Raw genomic sequence first — 20219 nt, 5'->3', positions numbered from 1 at the left:
GCCGGACCGATGGCGGCGCGCTCGCATCGTTTTGCGAACACCGGTGTGTCGTGGCGAACGGGATCGCGGCGACACCGGCAACCCTGCACAGTCAAGGTCATCTCCATGTCGAACAGCATCATCATCACGTGCGCGGTAACGGGCGGCATCCACACACCCACCATGTCGCCCCACCTGCCGATCACGCCCGCGCAGATCGCGGCGGAATCGATCGCGGCGGCCGAAGCCGGCGCCTCGATCATCCATCTGCATGCGCGTGACCCGGAAACCGGGCGGCCGACGCCCGACCCGAAAGTGTTCATGCAGTTCCTGCCCGTCATCAAGGCGAACAGCGACGCGATCATCAACGTGTCGACCGGCGGCGGCCTCGGCATGACGCTCGAACAGCGTCTGGAAGCGGCACTCGTCGCGAAGCCCGAGATGGCGTCGCTCAACTGCGGGTCGCTCAATTTCGGCATCTTCCCGATGCTGCAGAAACACGCCGAATGGCAGCACGACTGGGAGCCTGCGTTCCTCGACATGACGCGCGACTTCGTGTTCAAGAACACGTTCAAGGATATCGAGTACACGCTGCGCGAACTCGGCGAGACGCACGGGACGCGTTTCGAGTTCGAGTGCTACGACCTCGGCCACCTGTACAACCTCGCGTATTTCGTCGACAAGGGGCTGCTGAAGCCGCCGTTCTTCATCCAGATGATCTTCGGGATCCTCGGCGGGATGGGAGCCGATACGGACAACCTGAGCCATCTGCACAGCATCGCGCAACGCCTGTTCGGCGACGGTTTCGAATGGTCCGTTCTCGCTGCAGGGCGCAACCAGATGAAATTCGCGACGCAGTCGGCCGTCATGGGCGGGAACGTGCGCGTCGGGCTCGAGGACAACCTGTACATCGATCGCGGCCAGCTGGCGGCGTCGAACGCCGATCAGGTCCGCAAGATCCGGCGCATCGTCGAGGAGCTCGGCTTCACGGTCGCGACGCCCGCCGAAGCCCGCGCGCGGCTGGGCCTGAAGGGCCGCGACCAGGTTGGATTCTGACGGCGGTCGAACATCTTTCCGGATATCACACAGGTCGATTAGTCATGCAAACGATGAACCTGATCAATGGTGAGCGGGTAGCGGGCGACGGAGAAGCGTTTCCGGTCATCAACCCGGCGACGGGCGAAACCGTCGTCATGATGCACGATGCGTCGGCCGAGCAGGTCGATGCGGCCGTCGCGGCGGCCGCCGCGGCATTCCCGTCGTGGTCCGCGACGCCGCCGGGCGCGCGCGCGGCCCGTCTGCTGGCGCTGGCAGATGAGATCGAGGAGCGCGCGGACGAGTTCGCGGCGCTCGAATCGCTGAACTGCGGCAAGCCGTTGCACGCGGTGAAGACGGACGAGCTTCCGTTGACCGCCGACGTGTTTCGGTTCATGGCCGGCGCGGCGCGTTGCGTGTCGGCATCCAGCGCGGGCGAGTACGTGGCCGGGTTCACGTCGATGATCCGGCGCGATGCCGTCGGTGTGGTGGGATCGATCGCGCCGTGGAACTATCCGCTGATGATGGCGGCGTGGAAGCTGGCGCCGGCGCTGGCAGCCGGCTGCCCGGTGGTCCTGAAGCCGTCGGAGCTCACGCCGCTGACGTCGCTGCGTGTCGCGGAACTCGCGGCCGACCTCTTTCCGCGCGGTGTCGTCAACGTGGTCGTCGGCCGCGGCGCCACCACGGGCAGCGCACTGATCAACCATCGTCAGCTCGATCTCGTGTCGCTGACCGGCGGCCCCGCGACGGCGAGCCGGATTCTCGAAGCATCGTCGCGCAAGCTGATGCATACGCACATGGAGCTGGGCGGGAAGGCGCCGGTCATCGTGTTCGACGACGCGAACCTGGACGCGGCCGTCGAAGGCATTCGCGGCGCTGCGTTCTTCAACGCCGGGCAGGATTGTGCGCAGCCGTGCCGGCTCTACGTCGAGGACAAGATCTACGACACCTTCGTCGCGAATCTGGCGAATCGCGTCGCGACGATCCGGCTCGGCGCACCGGACGATTCGCGTACCGAAATGGGGCCGGTGATTTCCGACGGCCATCGCCGTCGCATTGCCGGCTTCGTGGACCGCGCGCGTGACCTGCGCCACGTCGAAATCCTGACCGGGGGGCGTGAAGTCGCCGGCGGCGGCTACTTCTACGAGCCGACGATCATTGCGCATGCACGGCAGGACGACGAGATCGTCCAGCGCGAGGTGTTCGGACCGGTCATTTCCATCACGCGGTTCAGCGGGGCGGAGCAGGCGATTCATCACGCGAACGACAGCCCCTATGGGCTGGCGTCGTCGATCTGGACGCGCGACGTGGGAAAGGCGATGACGGTCGCATCACGCCTGCGTTGCGGCATCACATGGATCAACGCGCATGGCGTGGCCACCGCCGAAATGCCGCATGGCGGCATGAAGGCTTCCGGATACGGGAGCGACATGTCCGTCTACGCGCTCGAGAACTACACGACGGTGCGGCACGTCCAGATCGCACACGTGTAGCGGACGATTTTCGGCGAGCGGGTATTGCCTGTCGACGGACCGGCGGCTACCCGGCATCCACTCACCAGATCCAGAGGTAACGATGACGCAACATCAAAGCGGTGCGCTGGACCGGCAAGTGCTGATCGTGCGAGACGTGGCTGACGAGGCCAACGGTATTCGCAGCTACGAACTGGCCACGGAAGACGATGCGGACCTGCCTGCCTATGAACCGGGCGCGCACGTGGCCGTCCACCTGGAAAACGGCATCACGCGACAGTATTCGCTTTATGAAGCGGCCGGGGTCCGGAAGACCTACCGGATCGCCGTACTGAAGGATCCGGCAAGCCGTGGCGGCTCGCGCTTTCTCCATGACCAGGTGGGCGTTGGTGAGCACGTGCGGATCAGCGGGCCGTTCAACCATTTTCCGATGGTGGCCGGCGCGACGTCGTCGCTGCTGATTGCGGGTGGCATCGGGATCACGCCGATCCTGTCGATGGCGCATCGCCTGTTCAGCGAAGGGCAGCCGTTCGCGCTGCACTACTGCGCGCGGCGCGAGCAGGACGCGGCGTTCGTCGATCGCCTGAGGAATGGCGTGCCGTTCGCGGCGCACGTGCACCTGCATTTCGACGGGGGCGATCCGGGCAAGGGGCTCGACGTCAGGTCGCTCCTGTCCGACGTGACGGAAGGCCGCCATCTCTATTGCTGCGGCCCCGGCGGCCTGATGAACGCGGTGGAAGCCGCGGCATCGCACTGGCCGGCGGGAACCGTGCATTTCGAGCGCTTCGCGGCCGAGACGGTCGACGCGGCGGTGAACACGGCCTTCGGGATCCATCTGTGCAAATCCGGCCTGGACCTGGACGTACCCGCCGACAAGAGCGTGCTGCAGGTGTTGAAGCAGGCGGGGTTCGACATCAGCACGGTTTGCGAACAGGGCGTGTGCGGCGCGTGCCTGACCGACGTGGTCGACGGCGTGCCGGAGCACCGCGATCAGATCCTGACCGACGAAGAGAAGCGCGCGAACGACGTGATGGCGGTGTGTTGTTCCCGGTCGAAATCGCCTCGACTGGTGCTGGACCTGTAATGACTCCCGGCGGGCGGATATCGACCGCCCGCCTCCCGATACTCGAATTCAGGATGGAAGAGCACGATGAGCACGCAGCATGACATGCCTCATGGCATCGAAGTCGTTGGCATTCTCGGCGCCGGCACGATCGGTGCAAGCTGGACCGCGCTGTTTCTGGCGGCCGGGCTGGAGGTCGACGTATACGATCCGTCGCCGGAAGGCGAGGCGTTCGTTCGCGACTATGTGCGTCACGCGTGGCCGAGCCTGGAGCGGCTGGGGTTGGCCCGGCGTGGCGATCCGGGACGGCTGCGCTTCGTGGCGACACCGGAGGAAGCCGTGGCCCGCGCGCAGTTCGTGCAGGAAAGCGTGCCCGAGCGGATCGAGATCAAGCACGCGCTTTACCAGCGCATCGAGGATCATCTCGATCCCCGCGCGATCGTCTGTTCCAGCGCATCGGGCCTGCTGGTGAAGGAAATGCAGGCGGGCTGGAAGAACCCGGGCCGTTTCATCCTCGGGCATCCGTTCAATCCGCCCCATCTGATTCCGCTGGTCGAGTTGCTGGGCAACGAGAAGACCGAGCCCGGCGTGCTGGAACTCGCCGAGCAGTTCTATGCCGCGTGCGGGAAGGTCACGATCCGGGTCAACAAGGAAGTGCCGGGCCACGTCGCGAACCGGCTGCAGGCGGCGCTGTGGCGCGAAGCGATCCACCTGGTGGTCGAGGGTGTCGCGACGGTCGGCGACGTCGACAAGGCCGTCTCTGCCGGCCCGGGCCTGCGATGGTCGGTCATGGGGCCGCACATGCTGTTCAACCTCGGCAGCGGCGGCCATGGGCTGGGTGTCTTCTGCGAGCGTTTTGCGCCTTCGTTCCATCGCTGGTGGGACGATCTCGGCCATCCGACGCTCGATCCGGAGACGATCCGGATGCTGGTCGACGGCGTGAAGGCGGAAGAGGACGGCCGGCAATTCCACGACCTGGCGGCGGAGCGCGACCGCAAGATCGTCGAGGCGAGCAAGGCGATCATGGATGCGGCGTATCCGACCCGCGCGATCGATGTGGTGGGCGAGCGGAAGGTCGCGGCTCGATGAAACCCGCCGGGCGCCGGTCAGGACGCCGCCGCCCGGCATACGTTGACGACACGTCGAAGGATGGCGCCAGATGCATGCGGAACTCGTGGTCCATGAAGGGCAGGTGCGCGCGGAGTGGATCGACTACAACGGGCACATGAACGACGCCTGCTACGTGCGCGTGTTCAGCGAGTCGATCGACCGGTGGCTGGACTGCATCGGGATGGACGACGCGTTCAGATCTCACGAGCGGGTGTCGGTCTATACGCTGCAGACCGTCGTTCATTACCTGAAGGAAATCGGCCTGGGTGCGCCATTCGTCGTCACGGCCCGCGTGCTCGAGCACGACAGCAAGAAATGTCGGGTTTTCCTGACCATGCGGCACCCGATCGACGCCGGACACTTTGCTACGATGGAAGCCCTTTTGCTGCACGTGGACATGACGCTCCGGCGCAGCACGGCGTTTCGCGCGCAGACGCTGGCGCGGCTCGACGCGCTGCTCGCGGCGCAACGAGAGTCCCCCTGGCCGGTGCAGGCCGGTCGAGGCATTTCACTGGTGAAAGGGCAGTGATGTTCGCGTCGATGAACCTGCGCGGCTCGGGCGGCAATGCGCGTTGCGCCGGTCCGGCGGCCCGCCCGCTTCGACGCGCCACGATACGACCGACTTCCGTCCCGAGAGAAGCCCCCGACATGGTTAGCCGCTTGAAGCACCTCCCGCCGCTGTCGTATCTCACCGCGTTCGAGGCAGCGGCCCGGCATGAAAGTTTCACGACTGCCGCCGAGGAACTGTGCGTGACCCAGAGCGCGATCAGCCGGCAGATCCGACTGCTCGAGGAAACGCTGGGCTGCGCGCTGTTCGTGCGGTCTCACAAGGCGGTATCGCTCACCGACGGCGGGCGGAAGTTTCAGCGGACCGTCAATGCGGCGCTGGATCTGCTCGCGGCCGCCGCGTACGAGCTGCGCGTGCAGGCGTCCACGTCGACGGTCACGGTGTCGGCGGATCTGGCGATCGCATCGCACTGGCTGATTCCGCGCCTGCCGAAGTTTCGGGCCGAGCATCCGGAGATCATCATTCACGTCGATGCGTCGGACGAGGACACGCGAAACATCCGGGAAGGCGCGGACCTGGCGATTCAGTTCGGCGACGGCTACTGGCCGGCCTGCAATGCGCGGTTCCTGCTCGAGGAAGAGATCTTCCCGGTGTGCACGCCGGCGTACCTGGCCCGACTCGCGCCGATGGAACACACGCAGGATCTGCTGCGCGCGACGTTGATCCATCTCGAGACGCGTCATTGGGACTGGATGGACTGGGCCACCTGGTTCGCGCATCACGACATCGCGCTTGCCGAGCCGCGACAGGATCTCTACATCAACAACTACCCGGCGGTCCTGCAGGCCGCGATGGGCGGGCAGGGCATCGCGATGGGATGGCGCTACCTGGCCGACGACATGCTGGCGACCGGGGTGCTGGTGCGGCCGATCGAGACCTCGGTGCGAACCGGCCGCGGGTTCTATCTGCTGCACCCGAGCGATACCTTGTTGAGCCCGGAGGCGCGGATATTCTGCGACTGGATCGTCGGGCAGTGCGCGGCATAGGGGCGGCCGGCGGCCGGTGAAAGCGGGCGCCGTTCGGCAGGCATGATGCCGGTTGAATAGAGGTTGAGAGGATCGATGCGATGAAACCGACATTCAGTCATTTCGGATTCCTGATATTGGAAAAGTATTCGATGATTGCGCTGACGAGTGCGATCGAAGCCCTGCGAATGGCCAACCAGCTGCTCGGCGTCTCCCGCTACGACTGGACCATTTACTCGGTCGACGACGAAACGGCGATCCGCGCCAGCAACGGCATCGTCGCGGGGCCGGCGTGCCCGCTGGACCTCGCCGCGAGCATGCCCGACGTGATGTTCGTCTGCGGCGGATGGGACGTACGAGATGCCGTGGACGAAGGGACGAAACGACTGCTCCGGACGCTGGCCGGGCGCGGGGTCGCGGTGGGCGGGCTGTGCACGGGGGCCTATGCGTTGATGGCCAGCGGCCTGCTCGACGGGTATCGCTGCGCGGTTCACTGGGAGGTGCTGTCCGAACTGCATGCCGAGTTTCCGGACGTCCGCTTCGTCGACGAACTCTTCGCCATCGACCGCGATCGCCTCACCTGTACCGGTGGCACGGCGCCGCTCGACCTGATGCTGCACCTGATCGCATCGGATCTCGGGCCGGCGATGGCGCGGCACATCTCGGAGCAATTCTCGATCGAGCGGGTCAGGGCCGTGACCGATCCGCAGCCGATTCCGATCGCGTCACGGGTGGGCTTTTCGCGCGAGGAACTGATCGAGACCGTACGGCTGATGGAGGCGAATATCGAAGAGCCGCTCACCGTGCCGGACCTGGCCCGGTTGACCGGCGTATCGATGCGCCACCTGCAGCGCGTCTTCAGGGAGGCACTGGATGTGACGCCGCACGAGTACTACGTCGGCCTCCGGTTGAAGCGCGCGCGGAAACTGATCCGCTACTCGAACATGTCGATCGCGAACGTCACGAAGACATGCGGATTCCAGAGCGTGACGCATTTCAGCAAGGCCTTTCGCACTTTCTTCGGACACGCACCGAGTCACGAACGCCGGGCCCGCGAATCGGCCGGTGCGCTGGCCTGATCCCGATCATTTCAACGACGCAACCCGAGGTATCACCATGAATCGAACTGGTATGACGGCACTGGTCGCCGCGCTGTGCGTGTCCGCTGCGGCATCTTCCGCCGGCGCGGCCGAGCCGGCGACCTGCAGAAACGTGCGAATGGCCGATGTCGGCTGGAGCGACATCGCGGCAACGACCGGGCTGGCGTCGACGATGCTGTCCGCGCTGGGCTACAACCCGTCGAAGACCATCGCCTCGGTGCCGATCACGTTTGCCGGGGTCAAGAGCAAGCAGATCGACATTTTCCTCGGCTACTGGTCGCCGTCGATGGATCCGATCATCGCGCCGTTCGTCAAGAGCAGCTCGATCAAGGTCCTTCCCGAGCCGAACCTGAAAGGCGCGAAATTCACGCTGGCGGTGCCGGACTACGTGTATCAGGCGGGGCTCCGGACGTTCGCGGATCTGCCGAAGTACGCGGACAAGCTGCAGTCCCGCATTTACGGGATCGAACCGGGGAACGACGGCAACCAGTTGATCGGCAAGATGATCCGGGAGAACAAGGACGGGATCGGCAAGTTCAAGCTGGTCGAGTCGAGCGAGGCAGGGATGCTCGTCGAGCTCAACCGGGCCGTTCGCGACAAGCAGTGGATCGTGTTTCTGGCGTGGGAGCCTCATCCGATGAACGCGCAATACAAGATCAACTACCTGTCCGGTGGCGACGACGTGTTCGGCCCGAACTATGGCGAGGCCAAGGTGTTCACGGTCGAGCCGCCGGATTACGAGGCGCGCTGCCCGAATGTCGCGAAGTTCGCGTCGAACCTGCACTTCACGACCGAGCTCGAGAATCATTTGATGATTCCGATCATGAACCATCAGGATCCGAACCAGGCTGCGGCGGAATGGCTGAAACGGAACACGTCGATGCTGGCCCCGTGGCTGGCCGGCGTCACGACGTTCGATGGCAAGCCGGCGCTACCGGCGGTGAAAGCGTATCTCGCGGCGCACTAGCAGCGGTTCAACGCAGGCAGGCGAGTGTGCGGCGCGGCGCGGAGGGGCGGTTTCGCATCTTCCGCGCGGCAGGGTGCGACGGGGCTGTCGCAGGATCGCGATCGACGCGAACGGCGGGGCCGGGAATGCTGCGGCGACACGCGATCGAGTGAAGCACGCGGCTGCCGGGTGCTGGCTGCGGCCATCGGCCATCGGCGCGGAACAATGCGTTCGCGGCTTACGACTCGTCGTCGCGGGTCGTTTCGGAACGTGTTTTTTCCACCGCAGGAAACGTGCCGCCGCCGCGCGGCCGTTTCGGTTCGATCCGCATCTGCCGGATCACGCGCCGGAAATCGATCTCGTGCGCAGCCATCGTGCCGATCAGTTTCGCGATGACCGCGAGGTGGGACGGGACCGTGCCCTTGCTCGAATAGTTCGTGATCGAACTTTCGTTCATCTTGATCAGGCGGGCGAACTCGCGCGCCGTCAGCTGTGCCTTCTTCAACTCCTGTTGAAATTCCGCATACGCCATTGCACACATGATGCTTCGTCTCCGTGAATCAGAAATCGGCCCGCGCGGCGCCGGCGCCGACGGGTGGCGTTCCCGTCGTGCCGGCGCCGCGTCGGGTTACATCTTCACCTGGTCGAGGAAGGTCTTCTTGCCGCTCTTGTAGCCGTAGATCGAGATGATCCCGTGCGTCAGGTCGCCCTTCGAATCGAACGTCGTCGTGCCGATCACGCCTTCGTACTTCGTCGACGGCATCGCGGCGAGGATCTTCGCCGGATCGGTCGAATTCGCGCGCTTCATCGCGTCGACCGCGATGTAGACCGCGTCATACGCGAACGGCGCATCGAACTTGATGCCCTGGTTGAAGCGCTTCTGGTACTTCGCGAGGAAGTCCGCGCCGCCCGGCATCTTCTCGAGTGCCGCGCCGGCCTGCGAGCACAGCACGTTGTCGGCCGCCGGGCCGGCCAGTTCGGCCAGCGAGTCGGTACACACGCCGTCGCCGGACAGGATCTTCGCGCGCAGGCCGAGCTGCTTCGCCTGCTTCGCGAGCGGGCCGCCGGTGGCGTCCATGCCGCCGTACATGATCGCGTCCGGGTTCTCGCCCTTGACCTTCGTCAGAATCGCGCGGAAGTCGACGGCCTTGTCGTTGGTCGCGTCGTGCGACAGCACCTTCAGGCCGAGCGCCTTCGCCTTCTTCTCGAACTCGTTCGCGAGGCCCTGGCCGTATGCGGTCGAATCGTCGATCACCGCGACGCTCTTCACGCCCTTCGACTGCGCATAGCTCGCGAGTGCCGGACCCTGCTGCGCGTCGGTCGCGACGACGCGGTAGGTCGTCTTGAAGCCCTGCTGCGTGTAGGTCGGGTTGGTGGCCGACGGCGAGATCTGCACGATGCCCGCGTCGCTGTAGATCTTCGAGGCCGGGATCGACGTGCCCGAGTTCAAGTGGCCGATGACGGCGACGACCTTGTCGTCGACGAGCTTCTGCGCGACCTGCGTGGCCTGGCGCGGGTCGGCCGCGTCATCCTGCGCGTCGAGTTGCAGCGTGATCTTCTTGCCGCCGATCGTGAGCCCCTTCGCATTGATTTCCTCGACCGCGAGGCGCGCGCCGTTCTCGTTGTCCTTGCCGAGGTGCGAGATGCCGCCCGTCGTCGGCTCGACGCTACCGATCTTGACGACCTGGTCGGCCATGGCGGTCGACGCGGCCGCAAACGCGGCGGCAGCCAGTGCAACGGTGATCAGGGGTTTGCAGCGCATGCCGACAGTGCTTCGTTCCATCTGCCATCTCCGAATTGAATGATCTTTCTATTGACGTCTCGACCGGCCGACGGCGAGGTCGGGGCGATCGGACGAGTCTCCATACCCATCATGGGCTTCACTTGCATCGCGTCCTGACCTGCGACGTGCCGCCCGGCTGAGCGGTCGAATCGGGGCCTGATACGGTGCAATTCGTACGAATATATATGAAGCCGATTTTGCGCGCTGCGGCGAATCGCATGGCGGGGCGGGCGCGGCACGGCCGGCGCCCGGATTTCGAAGGTGCCGGATGCCGGAAATCGTGCGCCGCAGCAGGCCGCAGGCTGCGATTCGCTGTCGACGGCCTTACGGCCGCATCCATTATTCGGCCGGCGGCCGGGACGAAGCCATGGACACTGATGCGCGGTCAATCCGGAACTGTTCGGTCGATTTGTCTGCACAGTTTGGACGGTTTCGATTGCGCATCCGGTTGCATGACCATGCTTCATCGGGATCGATGCCCTCATCTAACGCAACTAACGGTCAAGGCCGGCAACCTCGGCGAACTGGCGCGACGGCGACAGCCCGCGCCACGCATTCGGTTTCGCAGATGCCGGGGGCGTCCCGACCGGCTCGCTTGCGGATCGCCGGGGCGATCGTGCCGGCCCGATGACGCTGCGATCCTAGGAACGTCCGCGCAACGCCACGAAGATCACGCCGGCAATCGCCAGCAGGCCGCCGCACACCGTCTCGATACCGGGCCGCTCGCCCGTCAGCGCCATCGACAGGATCGTCGCGACCGCCGGCGTCAGATAGAGGAAGTTGGCGGCGCGTGCCGCGCCGAAGTAGCCGAGTGCGAACGTCCAGGTCGCATAACCCAGCGCGGCGGGGAAGATGCCGAGCATCAGGACGGCCAGCGTCGTGTCGCGCGACCCGCTGCCCAGCGCCACGAGCGCGCCCGGCAGCCAAGGCGAGAGCAGCAGCGCGCCGGCCAGCAGCGTGTAAGCGGTGCAGGCCAGCGCGCCGTACACCGGAATCAGCCGCCGCTGCAGCACGAAATAGCTGGCCGAACACAGGGCCGCGCCGAGGATCAGCGTGCTGCCTGCGCCGAGGACGAGGCCGCCCGGCTGTCCGCGCGCGATCACCGCGATGCCGGCGAGGCTGACCAGCGAGCCGAGCCAGCCCCAGCGATTGAAGCGCTCGCCCAGAAACACGGCGGCCAGCAGCGCCGTGAAGATCGGCAGGGTGTTCACGATGAAGCTTGCCGCGCCGGCCGATACGGTCTGCTCGCCGGTATTGAGCAGCGCGTTATAGAGCGCGATGCCGAGAAAGCCGCACAGCAGGAAGCGCAGCGCGTCGCCCCGTGTCGGCACGCGCGGCCGTCGCGCGATCAGCCACGCGACGATCAGCACGGCCGCGGTGGCGAAGCGCGCCGCCGCGAGCTGCAGCGGGGTCAGGCCATGCAGGCCGATCCGGATGAACGGGAAAGCGGACGCCCACGAAACGATCGTGAAAGCGACCGCGCCGGCCGCGATCAGCGGCTGCCGCGCAGGGCGCGACGACGGGGTGGAGAGCGTGTTCATGCGGCAATGATGCGGCGTGGCAAGATGTTAAGCTAGCGCACAGATCAGCACGCAGATATGACCATGATTCACAGCTCGGGCCGGCGGCCGGCCGGTGCTTCAACCCGCGCGAAGCGCGCGCCGGCGGCGTCGCCCGCCGCCGTGCCGGCGCCAGGTTCGCGGCCGCCGCTCGCGAGCCTGGAGACGGTGTGCACGGTCGCGCGCGAGGGTTCGTTCCTGGCTGCGGCCGACGTCTCCGGCGTGACGCACGGCGCGATCAGCCGGCGGGTGGCCGCCGTTGAAAACTGGCTCGGCCTGAGGTTGTTCGAACGTCATGCGCGCGGCGTGCGCCTGACGCCGGACGGGCAGCGCTTCGTCGGCCGGATCGAGCAGGCGTTCGCGATCATCGACAGTGCGGCTGATCAGTGGCGCTCGCCGCGTACGCCGCGGCTGGTCAGGATGAGCGTGGTGCCGGCCTTCGCGCAGCTCTGGCTGCTCGAGCGCCAGCATGCGCTCGAGAGCGAGGCGCCGGCGTTGCGGATCGAGCTCGGCATCGAGCTTCGCAACGTGGATATCGCCGGCGGCGAAGCGGATCTGTCGATTCGCTACGGGCGCGGCAACTGGCGTCAGCTCGAAACCCGTGCGTTCATGCCGGAGCGGCTTTATCCGGTCGCGCATCCGCGGCTCGCCGCGCAGCTGGCCACGGAGCGCCGCCGGCGCGGCGATGCCGCGCTGCTCGACCTGCCGTTGCTGCACGATTCCGACGTGACAGGCTGGCGCACGTGGTTCGATGCATTGGGCGTGCCGTTCAAGCCGCGCGCGCAGGATCGCCGTTTCGAGGATTACAACCTGGTGCTGGCCGCGGCCGAGGCCGGGCTCGGCGTGGCGCTGGCGCGCGTGCCGCTCGCCGACGCCTATCTGAAGCGCAGCGACCTCGTGCGCGTGAGCCCGCACGAGGTCGATTCGGTGCTCAGGTATTACTTCGTGCACGCGAAGGGGGAGAATCGGCCGGAGGTGCTCGCGTTGATGGAGCGGATGCGGGCGGCAGTGGGCGAAGGCCGCTAGCCGGCCCGCCGTGACGACCCGCCACGGGGGCCGATGGCGCCGAAGGAGGCGGTACGCGATTCGCGGCACTAGGCTCGGGCCGCCGGATCGACGACAATGCGACCGCGAAAAACGATGAGGTGGAGAGATGAACGAAAATCGAAAATGTGTACAGCCGTGCCGATGGAAAGGAGGTCAGCGATGAACAGGCCAGACAAGTCGTCGAAAGCGCGTGCGGCGCTCGACCAGCTGTTTTCGGGTATGGCGCCCGCGGATGAGACGCGCGCGTCGCGTCCGGGCAATCCGTTCAATCCGTTCGAAGCGGCGGGCGATGAAGCGTCCGCGGGTTCCGGCGGGCGCGGCGGTGTCGAAGTCACGCTGTCGACCCGGATCCAGTTGCGCGGCTATCCGAATGCGGACGCATTCATGAAGCGCATGGCCGAAGCCTGGGGGCTGGAGTGGGGGATGTACGACAGCGTCAAGGCCATCGCGACGCTGCCCGCCGGATGGCGAGCGCGCCGGCTGCCGGAAGTCACGCAGATCGTCGACGGACACGACGTGCTGCGCGCGGAGAGCAGCTTGCAGGGCGGCGAGATGTCGTACCTGAAGGTGCATCCGCGGTACTACATCGACGCACGCAAGGGGTTCGGCTGGGGCAAGTCGTCGAAGGCGTCCGACGATCCGGATCTGGACGGCCCCGACTGGAACTGCTTCGTGGTCGATCGCGAAAAGTCCGTCGAAGTGCATGAACTGACGACCTCGTCGCTGAAAGCCGACATGGACAATGCGCGGGCGACGTTGCTGAAATGGCTCGACGAGAATTATCCGAAACATCGTGATCCTTTCGCGTACTGGTCGGATTGCGAAGGGGCGTCGTAATTTTGCGTGGCCGCCCGGTTCGGTATCGCGGGCACATGTCGGCCGACCGGCGCCGGAGCGGGTGGGGCGCACGCCGCTTCGATGCATCGGCCGGTTGCGAAGGGAGCGCCCATTGAAGCGAGCCAGTCTCGTCCCGGTGCTCTGGGCCGCATTCGGTGCGGCGGTCGGCTCGACCGTCGTCGAGCTGCTGCTCTGGCCGATCGTCGGCGACGACGCCATCGGGAACCTGTTGCGCGACGCGCGCCTCACGGCGGCCATCGTGATGGGGCGCCGCGTGCTCGGCGCGCCCGGCGGCTTCGATCCGCTGGTGATGGCGGTGGCGACCCTCGTGCATCTGGTGCTGTCGCTGGCCTACGCGGCCGTGCTGGCGAAGGTGATTCGCACCCTGTCGCTCGCGGCCGCGCTACTCGCAGGCGGCGCGTTCGGCCTCATCCTGTACGGCGTCAACCTGTACGCCTTTACCACGATCTTCCCGTGGTTCATCCCGGTTCGCGGCGCGATCACGCTGGTGGCTCATCTGGTATTCGGGATCACCGCAGCGGCTGCCTATCGCTTCGCGAGACGCTAGGCCGGACGTCAAACGCGACAACGATTCATTCGAACCAGACCCCTGGAATAAGCAGGCGCGCTGCATCGTTTAGCCGGCAGGAGACCCTGTATGAAGCGGCGGCATGCGAGCGCCGCGTGATGAAGCGTGTGCAAGCAATCCGATCTGCCGGGCGCCGCCAGCGGCGCCACGCGATCGAGTGGTCGGGGGCAATCTGGCAGGAGCCGATCATGTGCAACTGGTTTCGATCCGGGATAGGTATCGTCTGTCTCGGCTGTTCCGCGGCGGTCTTTGCGCAAACGTACGACGATCAGGCGGACGCCGGTACGAACTGCCGTGCGGTCGTCGCGCAGGCGAACATCGACGGCACGGAGCAGCAAATCGTGGGGCGTGCGTGCCTGCAAGACGATGGCACATGGCAGTTCGTGCAGAGCCCCGACGGTAGCGTTCTATGGTATCCGGCGGCGGACTATCCGTATGCCGACCTGTGGTACTGGGGGCCGCCGCTTTTCATCGGCGCGGGCGTGGGCTTCGTCTTCGTCGATCGCTTCCACCACTTTCACCATTTCCACCACTTCGATCACGTCGTCCACTTCAACGGGATGGAACATCACCGCTTCGGCGTGCCGATCGGCGCCGGTTTTCACCATGGCGCGTTTCCGGTGGGTGCCGCCGGCCACGGATTCGGCGGCATGCATCAGTTCGGCGGCGCGAGCGGATTCGGTGGAATGCGGCGACATTAGGCGGAGTTTGCGGGCGGATCTGCCGCGCCAGGACATCCGCTCATCGAGCCGCCCGCGCAAGGCGTCGAACGGAACGGCCTTCAGTCAGCATCAGATTGCAGGTTCTTCCCGCTGACGACTTCCCAGAGCAGCTTGATATCGAGCGCCTGGTCCGCAACGAGCAGCTTCAGACGAGTGTTCTCGTCCTCCAGCTGTCTGACGCGTCTCGCTTCAGCGGTATTCCCGCTGCCGAGCCTGGCACGCCACGCGTCGAGGCCGTCGTCGGCGATGCCGTGCTTGCGATACAGCTTGCTGGCAGTCGGGCCGGCCTCGGCGTGGTCGGGCATTGCGTTGATCCGTTCGGCGTTGCTTTCATGCTTGCTCATGTTCGCTCAGGCTCCACGACATTCCGATTCATCTTTCAGCGACGTCTCTCAAGGACGCAAGGTGTCGCGCTCAGGCCGTATCGATCGAGAACGCATTGCGCTGCGCCGAACCGGCTTGCCCGGATTGCCGGAGAATCGACGCGGCAATCTTCTCTGCCAGCATGGTGACCGGTGAGTTGAGGTTGGCGGACGGGATGGTCGGAAAAATTGAAGCATCGACTACCCGGACGCGTTCGACGCCAAACACCCGGCCCTCCGAATCCGTCACCGTCCCCATGCGCAACGTGCAGGACGGGTGGTAATTGGATTCCGCCGTGGCTTTCGCCCACGCCAGAATGTCCGCGTCGCTGCGCGCTTGCGCAACGTCGTCTGCCTCCCCCTGAACGTACCTGGCCATGGCGGATTGGCTCATGATCTCGCGTACGGACTTGATCGCCTTGATCGCCAGTTTTTGGTCGTATTCGGTCGTCAGATAATTGAAGCTGAACGCGGGGGCTGCCAGTGGGTCGGCGGAACGCAACCATACCCGCCCGGTGCTCGTGGGCCGCTGCAGACTCAATGAGCAGTGGTAGCCGGGATTGATGCGTATGGCGTCGTGCCCGAAGTACGGTCGAAAAGCCACGCACTCCATCTGGACATCCGGTCGCCCCGAGCCGTCGGTGGAAATCATCGCGCCGGCTTCAAAGAGATTGGAGGCGCCAATGCCTCGGCGTGTCAGGAGCCATTGCGCGCCGATCAGCGGGCGGCGCGGCACGGACAACTCGCGGGCCATCGAATCGCGCTCGTTTCTGACATGCCAGTCGACGACGAGCGCCGTGTGATCGGATAAGCCACGTCCCACCTCCGGTTGGTGGACAACCGGCGCAATGCCATGGCTGCGGAGCGCGTCCGCCTCTCCGATGCCCGACAGCATCAGCAGGTGCGGGGACATCAAGGCACCCGCACAAAGAATCGCCTCGCGCCCTACGGCGATACGATGATTCCTGCCCTGGCGGCTGGCCTGGACGGCTACACAGGTCGTGCCCGAAAACAGCAGTCGCGTCACCCGTGTATGCAACATGACATCGAGGTTGCGCATGGGCTTTTGCCGCAAATAGGCATACGAAGCGTTGATGCGCCGGCCGTCGCAGATGTTGCGCTGGATTCGATGCATGCCTGCTTGCTTCTCCCCGTTGTGATCCGGATTCAGCGCATGCCCGGCTTGCTGCCCGGCCTCGAGGAATGCCTCGAACAGCCGGTTCCTGCAGGGTGCTCGCTCGACCTTGATCGGGCCGCTGCCCCCTCTCCAGCGATTCTCGCCATCTTCGAATGTTTCCATCTTCTTGAAGTAGGGAAGGACGTCCTGGTAATCCCACCCTGCCACCCCGAAATCGGACCAGGCATCGTAGTCCTCGGCGTTGCCGCGCATCCAGTTCATGCCGTTGACTGATGACGAACCGCCCAGCACGCGGCCTCGCGGCTCGTAAATGGGCCCCGGTCCATCATCCGAAAACAGCTTCCAGTTCGTCTTGTTGCTGAGCAACGGCAGCCCCATCGCACCTGGCATGACGATGCCGATATTGAGATCGGATCCGCCCGCCTCGATCAGAAGGATGCGCAACGAAGTGTCTTCTGCCAGTCGGCCGGCGATCGTGCTTCCAGCGGATCCGGACCCGATGACGACATAGTCGTAGCCATCGGCTGCTGGCTCCGAAACGATATTCAGCATGGCGCCTCCCGTGTATCGGAACTCACGTTTCATTCAAGGATCAACGCGCGCTTGCGGGCAGTTGCAAGCTCTTCAGTTCGAAGAACTCATGCATGCCGAAATCGCCGCACTCGCGGCCGTTGCCTGATTGCTTGTAGCCGCCCAATGGCGCTTCATAGCTGAATTCGCCGCCGTTGATCGAGCAGGCGCCCGCCCGGATCTTCCTGGCGATGTCGATTGCGTCCGTGACGGTTCCGGACCAGACCGCCGACGATAGTCCGTAAGGCGTGTCATTGGCCATGAAGATGGCATCCTCGATCCGGTCGTACGAAATCATGCAGATGACCGGTCCGAATATTTCTTCCTGTGCGATCGTCATCCTGTTGTGCACGTCACGAAAGATCGTCGGTCTGACAAAGGCCCCCTTGTCGATGTCTTCGGGAAGATCGGGGCCGCCGGTCACCAATCTGGCACCTTCCTCCAGCCCCTTGTTGATGTACGCGATGACGGTCTCTCGCTGGGATCGGGAGCTCATCGGGCCCATGTCGGTCGTTTCATCCGCCGGGTTGCCGATCCTGATGCGCTCGGCGATATGCTTGGCGATGGTGACCGCCTCTTCGTACCGGGAAGTCGGAATCAGCATGCGAGACAGGCAGACGCAGGTCTGGCCGGAGTTGATCATCACGTCTTCGACACCGAACCTGATTGCGGCCTCGAGATCCGCGCTTTCCGTGATGATGAAAGGACTCTTGCCGCCGAGTTCCAGGCAGACCCGCTTGATCGACCGGGCAGCAAGTTCCTGGATGCGGGCGCCATTGACCGTCGATCCGGTGAACGACACCATGTCCGCGGCCGGGTGGGTGACCAGCAGGTCGCCGAGCACGCTCCCCCTGCCGGTCAACAGGTTGAAGACGCCTTTGGGAAGGCCGATCGAGTCGACAATCTCCGCCAGTATCAGGCCTTGCAGCGGCGTGACCGACGATTCCTTGATCACGACCGTACATCCTGCGGCCAGCGCGGAGCCGACTTTGGTCAGCAACTGGAACAGCGGATAGTTCCACGGCGTGATGAGCACGCATACACCGACGGGCTCCCGGATGACCACGACATTGTCGACCTCCGTCGTCTCGTCGAGCATCGCGCTGCGCGCAGCAAAATTCCGGAAGGCACCGAGACAGGACGTCTGTATCTGTCGTGTCACTTCGATCGGGCAACCCATCGATGCCGAGATGGCGTTCTCCAGATCCTCGCGGCGGCTTTCCAGCGCATCGTGGATTTTCACGATCCAGTCATGACGCTCGCTGGATGGGGTTTTCGACCATGTGCCGAATGCTTGTCTGGCAGCACGGAATGCTTTATCCACATCTTCGGCGCTTGCATTGCATATCTCGGCGATGACTTCGTCGGTAGCCGGATTGATGACCGGACTGAAATCGCTGCCATGCGGGGCAATCCAGTCCCCATTGATGAACAATTTATCGAAGCGCCGAATCATCGGGAGTCTCCTTCGCTACTGGCTGGAATGGAAAATATTCGTTGTCGCCGTGCGTCTCGATTGCGCCGATATTGCGAGTTTATTCATCGCCAGGCGCAAAATTTTTCTGACCTTGAAATGGTATTCTCTTTCCCCCGGCAGCAGGCACTTCGCGCGTTCGAAAGGTGCCTTGCGCTTTGCGCAAAATATGATTCGAGTGATCCATGGACACCATCGCCGCAGTTCGACTGTTCTTCGACGTTGCCGATCAGGGGAGCTTTTCCGCCGTTGCGCGTACCCGTCAGGTCGCCATTTCCTCGATCACGCGCCTCATCAACCAGCTGGAGCAAAACCTGGGCGCGACGCTGTTCGTCCGTTCGACGCGTCAGCTATCGCTGACCGAAGCCGGGTACCGGCTGCTGCAGTCGCGCGTCCAGCTGACACAGCTGGACGAGACGCTGAAGGCGATCAGAGGCGTGACGGAAGATATGTCGGGGCGGATGCGTATCACGGCTCCCGAGAATTTCGGACGCCGCTATCTGATCGACATCATTCCGGCGTTGCTTGATGAATTCCCCGGGCTCGAGATAGAGCTTGATCTCAGTGATGAATACCGTGATCTGGTGACCCAGGGTTTCGATATGGGAATTCGAGTCGGGGAGGATCAATCCTTGTCGCTGATTCAGCACCGGCTCACGCCGAATACGCATGTGCTCTGCGCAAGCCCGACATATTTGTCACGACACGGCGTTCCGGAAGAAATCGATGATTTGAAAAAACACCGCTGCATACGGCACGAAATACTTGGGCTCGACAAGCATTGGGTATTCGAGGACAAAACAGGCGTGACTCACTTCCTGCCTCAAGGATCATTCTCGTCCAATATGTCGGATGCGGTTATTTCTGCGGCGATTTCAAATCAGGGCATTATTCTGATGCCGTATTGGCTGGTGGGTGCCGAGTTGGCCGCTGGAAAACTCGTTCCGATCATGGAAACCAGTTCCGCCAAACCCTTGCCAAAATACGGCGATTGGCTCTTTATCGCCTATCCGCCCCATAATCGCCATTCGATCAAGGTTCAGACCGTCAGGCAGAGATTGATCGCGTCGTTGCATGACGTCGGGCATCCGGTCGACGCTGCGTCAGAAAGCCGATAGCGGCCGCATCGCTCGCCCGGGTAATCGCATCACGACAACCGGCATCGTGCTCACAGCGCCATGCGGTGAGCACGATGCCGATGGCCAGATTTCCCGCGTCGAGACACCACCTCTTGACGCCTCACAGTCAATCGAGCCGCCCGCGCAACTCGTCGAACGGAATCATTACGTGCGTGCGATACGCGGGCCGCGCTTTCAGCCGTTCGTACCACGCTTGCACGTGCGGGATGTCCGGCCGCGCGATGTCGAGTTCGAAATAGCGATACAGGTGCGTGCCGGTCGCGATGTCGGCGAGCGTGAGCGCGTCGCCCGCGAGAAACGGTTGCCCGGCCAACACGGCATCGAGCGTCCGGAAGTGCTGCGCGCACTGCGCGATGCTTTGTTCGACGCGCGCCGTGTCGCGCTGCTCGGGCGGCGTCCGGAAGAAGCCGCGGAACACGCCGTTCAGGAACGTCGGCTGCAGCGTGGTTTGCGACCAGTCCATCCAGCGGTCGGCGCGCGACTGTTCGGCGGGATCGTCACGCCAGAAGCCGGGGCGTCCGTAACGCGCGGCGAGGTAGCGCAGGATGCTGTGCGATTCCCAGACGACCGTGCCGCCGTCGTCGATCACGGGCACGCGCCCGTGCGGGTTCATCGCGAGAAAAGCGGGCGTGTCGAGCACGCCGAACTGCCCGCCGGCCGGCACGTGCCGATGCGCGAGCGCGAGCTCGTCGACGAGCCACATCACCTTCTGGACGTTGAATGCGTTGCGGCGCCCCCATACGGTCAGCATGCCGGCCTCC

20 protein-coding genes are annotated in these 20219 nt (G+C 64.5%); 13 read left to right on the top strand and 7 right to left on the bottom strand.

Going from position 1 to position 20219, the window contains the following annotated elements; all coding sequences use genetic code 11:
* The first annotated feature begins 105 nt into the window (after nt 1-105).
* The 8 genes from G3N61_RS02310 to G3N61_RS02275 all read left to right on the top strand — a co-directional run bounded on the left by G3N61_RS02310 (nt 106) and on the right by G3N61_RS02275 (nt 8259).
* Nucleotides 106-1035 carry a 3-keto-5-aminohexanoate cleavage protein gene (locus G3N61_RS02310; RefSeq protein WP_011350387.1) on the top strand — a complete coding sequence of 310 codons (930 nt, stop codon included), beginning with the start codon at nt 106-108 and terminating at the stop codon, nt 1033-1035.
* A 44-nt stretch (nt 1036-1079) separates the two neighbouring features.
* On the top strand, nt 1080-2507 hold the full coding sequence (locus G3N61_RS02305; RefSeq protein ID WP_205821317.1) for a gamma-aminobutyraldehyde dehydrogenase: 1428 nt from the start codon (nt 1080-1082) through the stop codon (nt 2505-2507).
* Between the two features lie 82 nt (nt 2508-2589).
* Nucleotides 2590-3570 (top strand): PDR/VanB family oxidoreductase, encoded by a 981-nt coding sequence (locus G3N61_RS02300; protein ID WP_205821315.1) that lies wholly within the window; start codon nt 2590-2592, stop codon nt 3568-3570.
* Between the two features lie 66 nt (nt 3571-3636).
* Nucleotides 3637-4638, top strand: coding sequence for a 3-hydroxyacyl-CoA dehydrogenase NAD-binding domain-containing protein (locus tag G3N61_RS02295; RefSeq protein ID WP_043183966.1), 1002 nt, complete (start codon nt 3637-3639; stop codon nt 4636-4638).
* Nucleotides 4639-4708: 70 nt separating this feature from the next.
* Nucleotides 4709-5188, top strand: coding sequence for a thioesterase family protein (locus G3N61_RS02290; protein WP_205821313.1), 480 nt, complete (start codon nt 4709-4711; stop codon nt 5186-5188).
* Nucleotides 5189-5199: 11 nt separating this feature from the next.
* On the top strand, nt 5200-6213 hold the full coding sequence (locus G3N61_RS02285; RefSeq protein WP_205821311.1) for a LysR substrate-binding domain-containing protein: 1014 nt from the start codon (nt 5200-5202) through the stop codon (nt 6211-6213).
* Between the two features lie 80 nt (nt 6214-6293).
* Nucleotides 6294-7271 (top strand): GlxA family transcriptional regulator, encoded by a 978-nt coding sequence (locus tag G3N61_RS02280; RefSeq protein WP_089454590.1) that lies wholly within the window; start codon nt 6294-6296, stop codon nt 7269-7271.
* Between the two features lie 52 nt (nt 7272-7323).
* Nucleotides 7324-8259 carry a choline ABC transporter substrate-binding protein gene (locus G3N61_RS02275; protein ID WP_241017521.1) on the top strand — a complete coding sequence of 312 codons (936 nt, stop codon included), beginning with the start codon at nt 7324-7326 and terminating at the stop codon, nt 8257-8259.
* A gap of 217 nt (nt 8260-8476) precedes the next feature.
* Here the strand turns inward: G3N61_RS02275 and G3N61_RS02270 are convergent, their stop codons facing one another.
* The 3 genes from G3N61_RS02270 to G3N61_RS02260 form a co-directional block, all read right to left on the bottom strand.
* Nucleotides 8477-8779: a hypothetical protein gene (locus tag G3N61_RS02270; protein WP_011350379.1), complete on the bottom strand. Its 303-nt coding sequence runs from the start codon at nt 8777-8779 to the stop codon at nt 8477-8479.
* Nucleotides 8780-8866: 87 nt separating this feature from the next.
* Entirely contained in the window at nt 8867-10021 is a 1155-nt protein-coding gene (locus tag G3N61_RS02265; protein ID WP_043183972.1) for a branched-chain amino acid ABC transporter substrate-binding protein, read from the bottom strand.
* A 641-nt stretch (nt 10022-10662) separates the two neighbouring features.
* Entirely contained in the window at nt 10663-11562 is a 900-nt protein-coding gene (locus G3N61_RS02260; protein WP_043183973.1) for an EamA family transporter, read from the bottom strand.
* Nucleotides 11563-11619: 57 nt separating this feature from the next.
* On the opposite strand from G3N61_RS02260, the gene G3N61_RS02255 reads away from it, so the two are divergent.
* The 4 genes from G3N61_RS02255 to G3N61_RS02240 all read left to right on the top strand — a co-directional run bounded on the left by G3N61_RS02255 (nt 11620) and on the right by G3N61_RS02240 (nt 14754).
* Entirely contained in the window at nt 11620-12606 is a 987-nt protein-coding gene (locus G3N61_RS02255; RefSeq protein WP_043183974.1) for a LysR substrate-binding domain-containing protein, read from the top strand.
* 180 nt (nt 12607-12786) lie between these two features.
* The gene (locus tag G3N61_RS02250; protein ID WP_043183975.1) at nt 12787-13464 is read left to right on the top strand and encodes a hypothetical protein; all 678 of its coding nucleotides are present in this window, start codon (nt 12787-12789) and stop codon (nt 13462-13464) included.
* Between the two features lie 112 nt (nt 13465-13576).
* A complete protein-coding gene (locus tag G3N61_RS02245; RefSeq protein ID WP_205821308.1) occupies nt 13577-14032 on the top strand; it encodes a sodium:proline symporter in 456 nt (151 codons plus the stop codon).
* A gap of 209 nt (nt 14033-14241) precedes the next feature.
* A complete protein-coding gene (locus G3N61_RS02240) occupies nt 14242-14754 on the top strand; it encodes a hypothetical protein (protein ID WP_205821362.1) in 513 nt (170 codons plus the stop codon).
* An 80-nt stretch (nt 14755-14834) separates the two neighbouring features.
* Here the strand turns inward: G3N61_RS02240 and G3N61_RS02235 are convergent, their stop codons facing one another.
* The 3 genes from G3N61_RS02235 to G3N61_RS02225 all read right to left on the bottom strand — a co-directional run bounded on the left by G3N61_RS02235 (nt 14835) and on the right by G3N61_RS02225 (nt 18298).
* Entirely contained in the window at nt 14835-15119 is a 285-nt protein-coding gene (locus G3N61_RS02235; RefSeq protein WP_043183977.1) for a transposase, read from the bottom strand.
* A 70-nt stretch (nt 15120-15189) separates the two neighbouring features.
* Nucleotides 15190-16827, bottom strand: a complete 1638-nt coding sequence (locus tag G3N61_RS02230; protein WP_205821306.1) for a GMC family oxidoreductase N-terminal domain-containing protein — start codon at nt 16825-16827, stop codon at nt 15190-15192.
* Between the two features lie 40 nt (nt 16828-16867).
* Nucleotides 16868-18298 (bottom strand): aldehyde dehydrogenase family protein, encoded by a 1431-nt coding sequence (locus tag G3N61_RS02225; RefSeq protein ID WP_205821361.1) that lies wholly within the window; start codon nt 18296-18298, stop codon nt 16868-16870.
* Nucleotides 18299-18504: 206 nt separating this feature from the next.
* On the opposite strand from G3N61_RS02225, the gene G3N61_RS02220 reads away from it, so the two are divergent.
* Entirely contained in the window at nt 18505-19437 is a 933-nt protein-coding gene (locus G3N61_RS02220; RefSeq protein WP_205821304.1) for a LysR family transcriptional regulator, read from the top strand.
* Nucleotides 19438-19564: 127 nt separating this feature from the next.
* Here G3N61_RS02220 and G3N61_RS02215 read toward each other — a convergent pair whose 3' ends face one another.
* Nucleotides 19565-20209: a glutathione S-transferase gene (locus tag G3N61_RS02215; protein WP_089454584.1), complete on the bottom strand. Its 645-nt coding sequence runs from the start codon at nt 20207-20209 to the stop codon at nt 19565-19567.
* Nucleotides 20210-20219 lie beyond the last annotated feature (10 nt).

Source organism: Burkholderia sp. Ac-20349 (assembly GCF_017104865.1).
In the GTDB taxonomy this organism is placed as follows: Bacteria; Pseudomonadota; Gammaproteobacteria; order Burkholderiales; family Burkholderiaceae; genus Burkholderia; species Burkholderia aenigmatica.
Note: the sequence above shows the minus strand (reverse complement) of the source record. Positions and strands in the feature narration are given on the sequence as shown.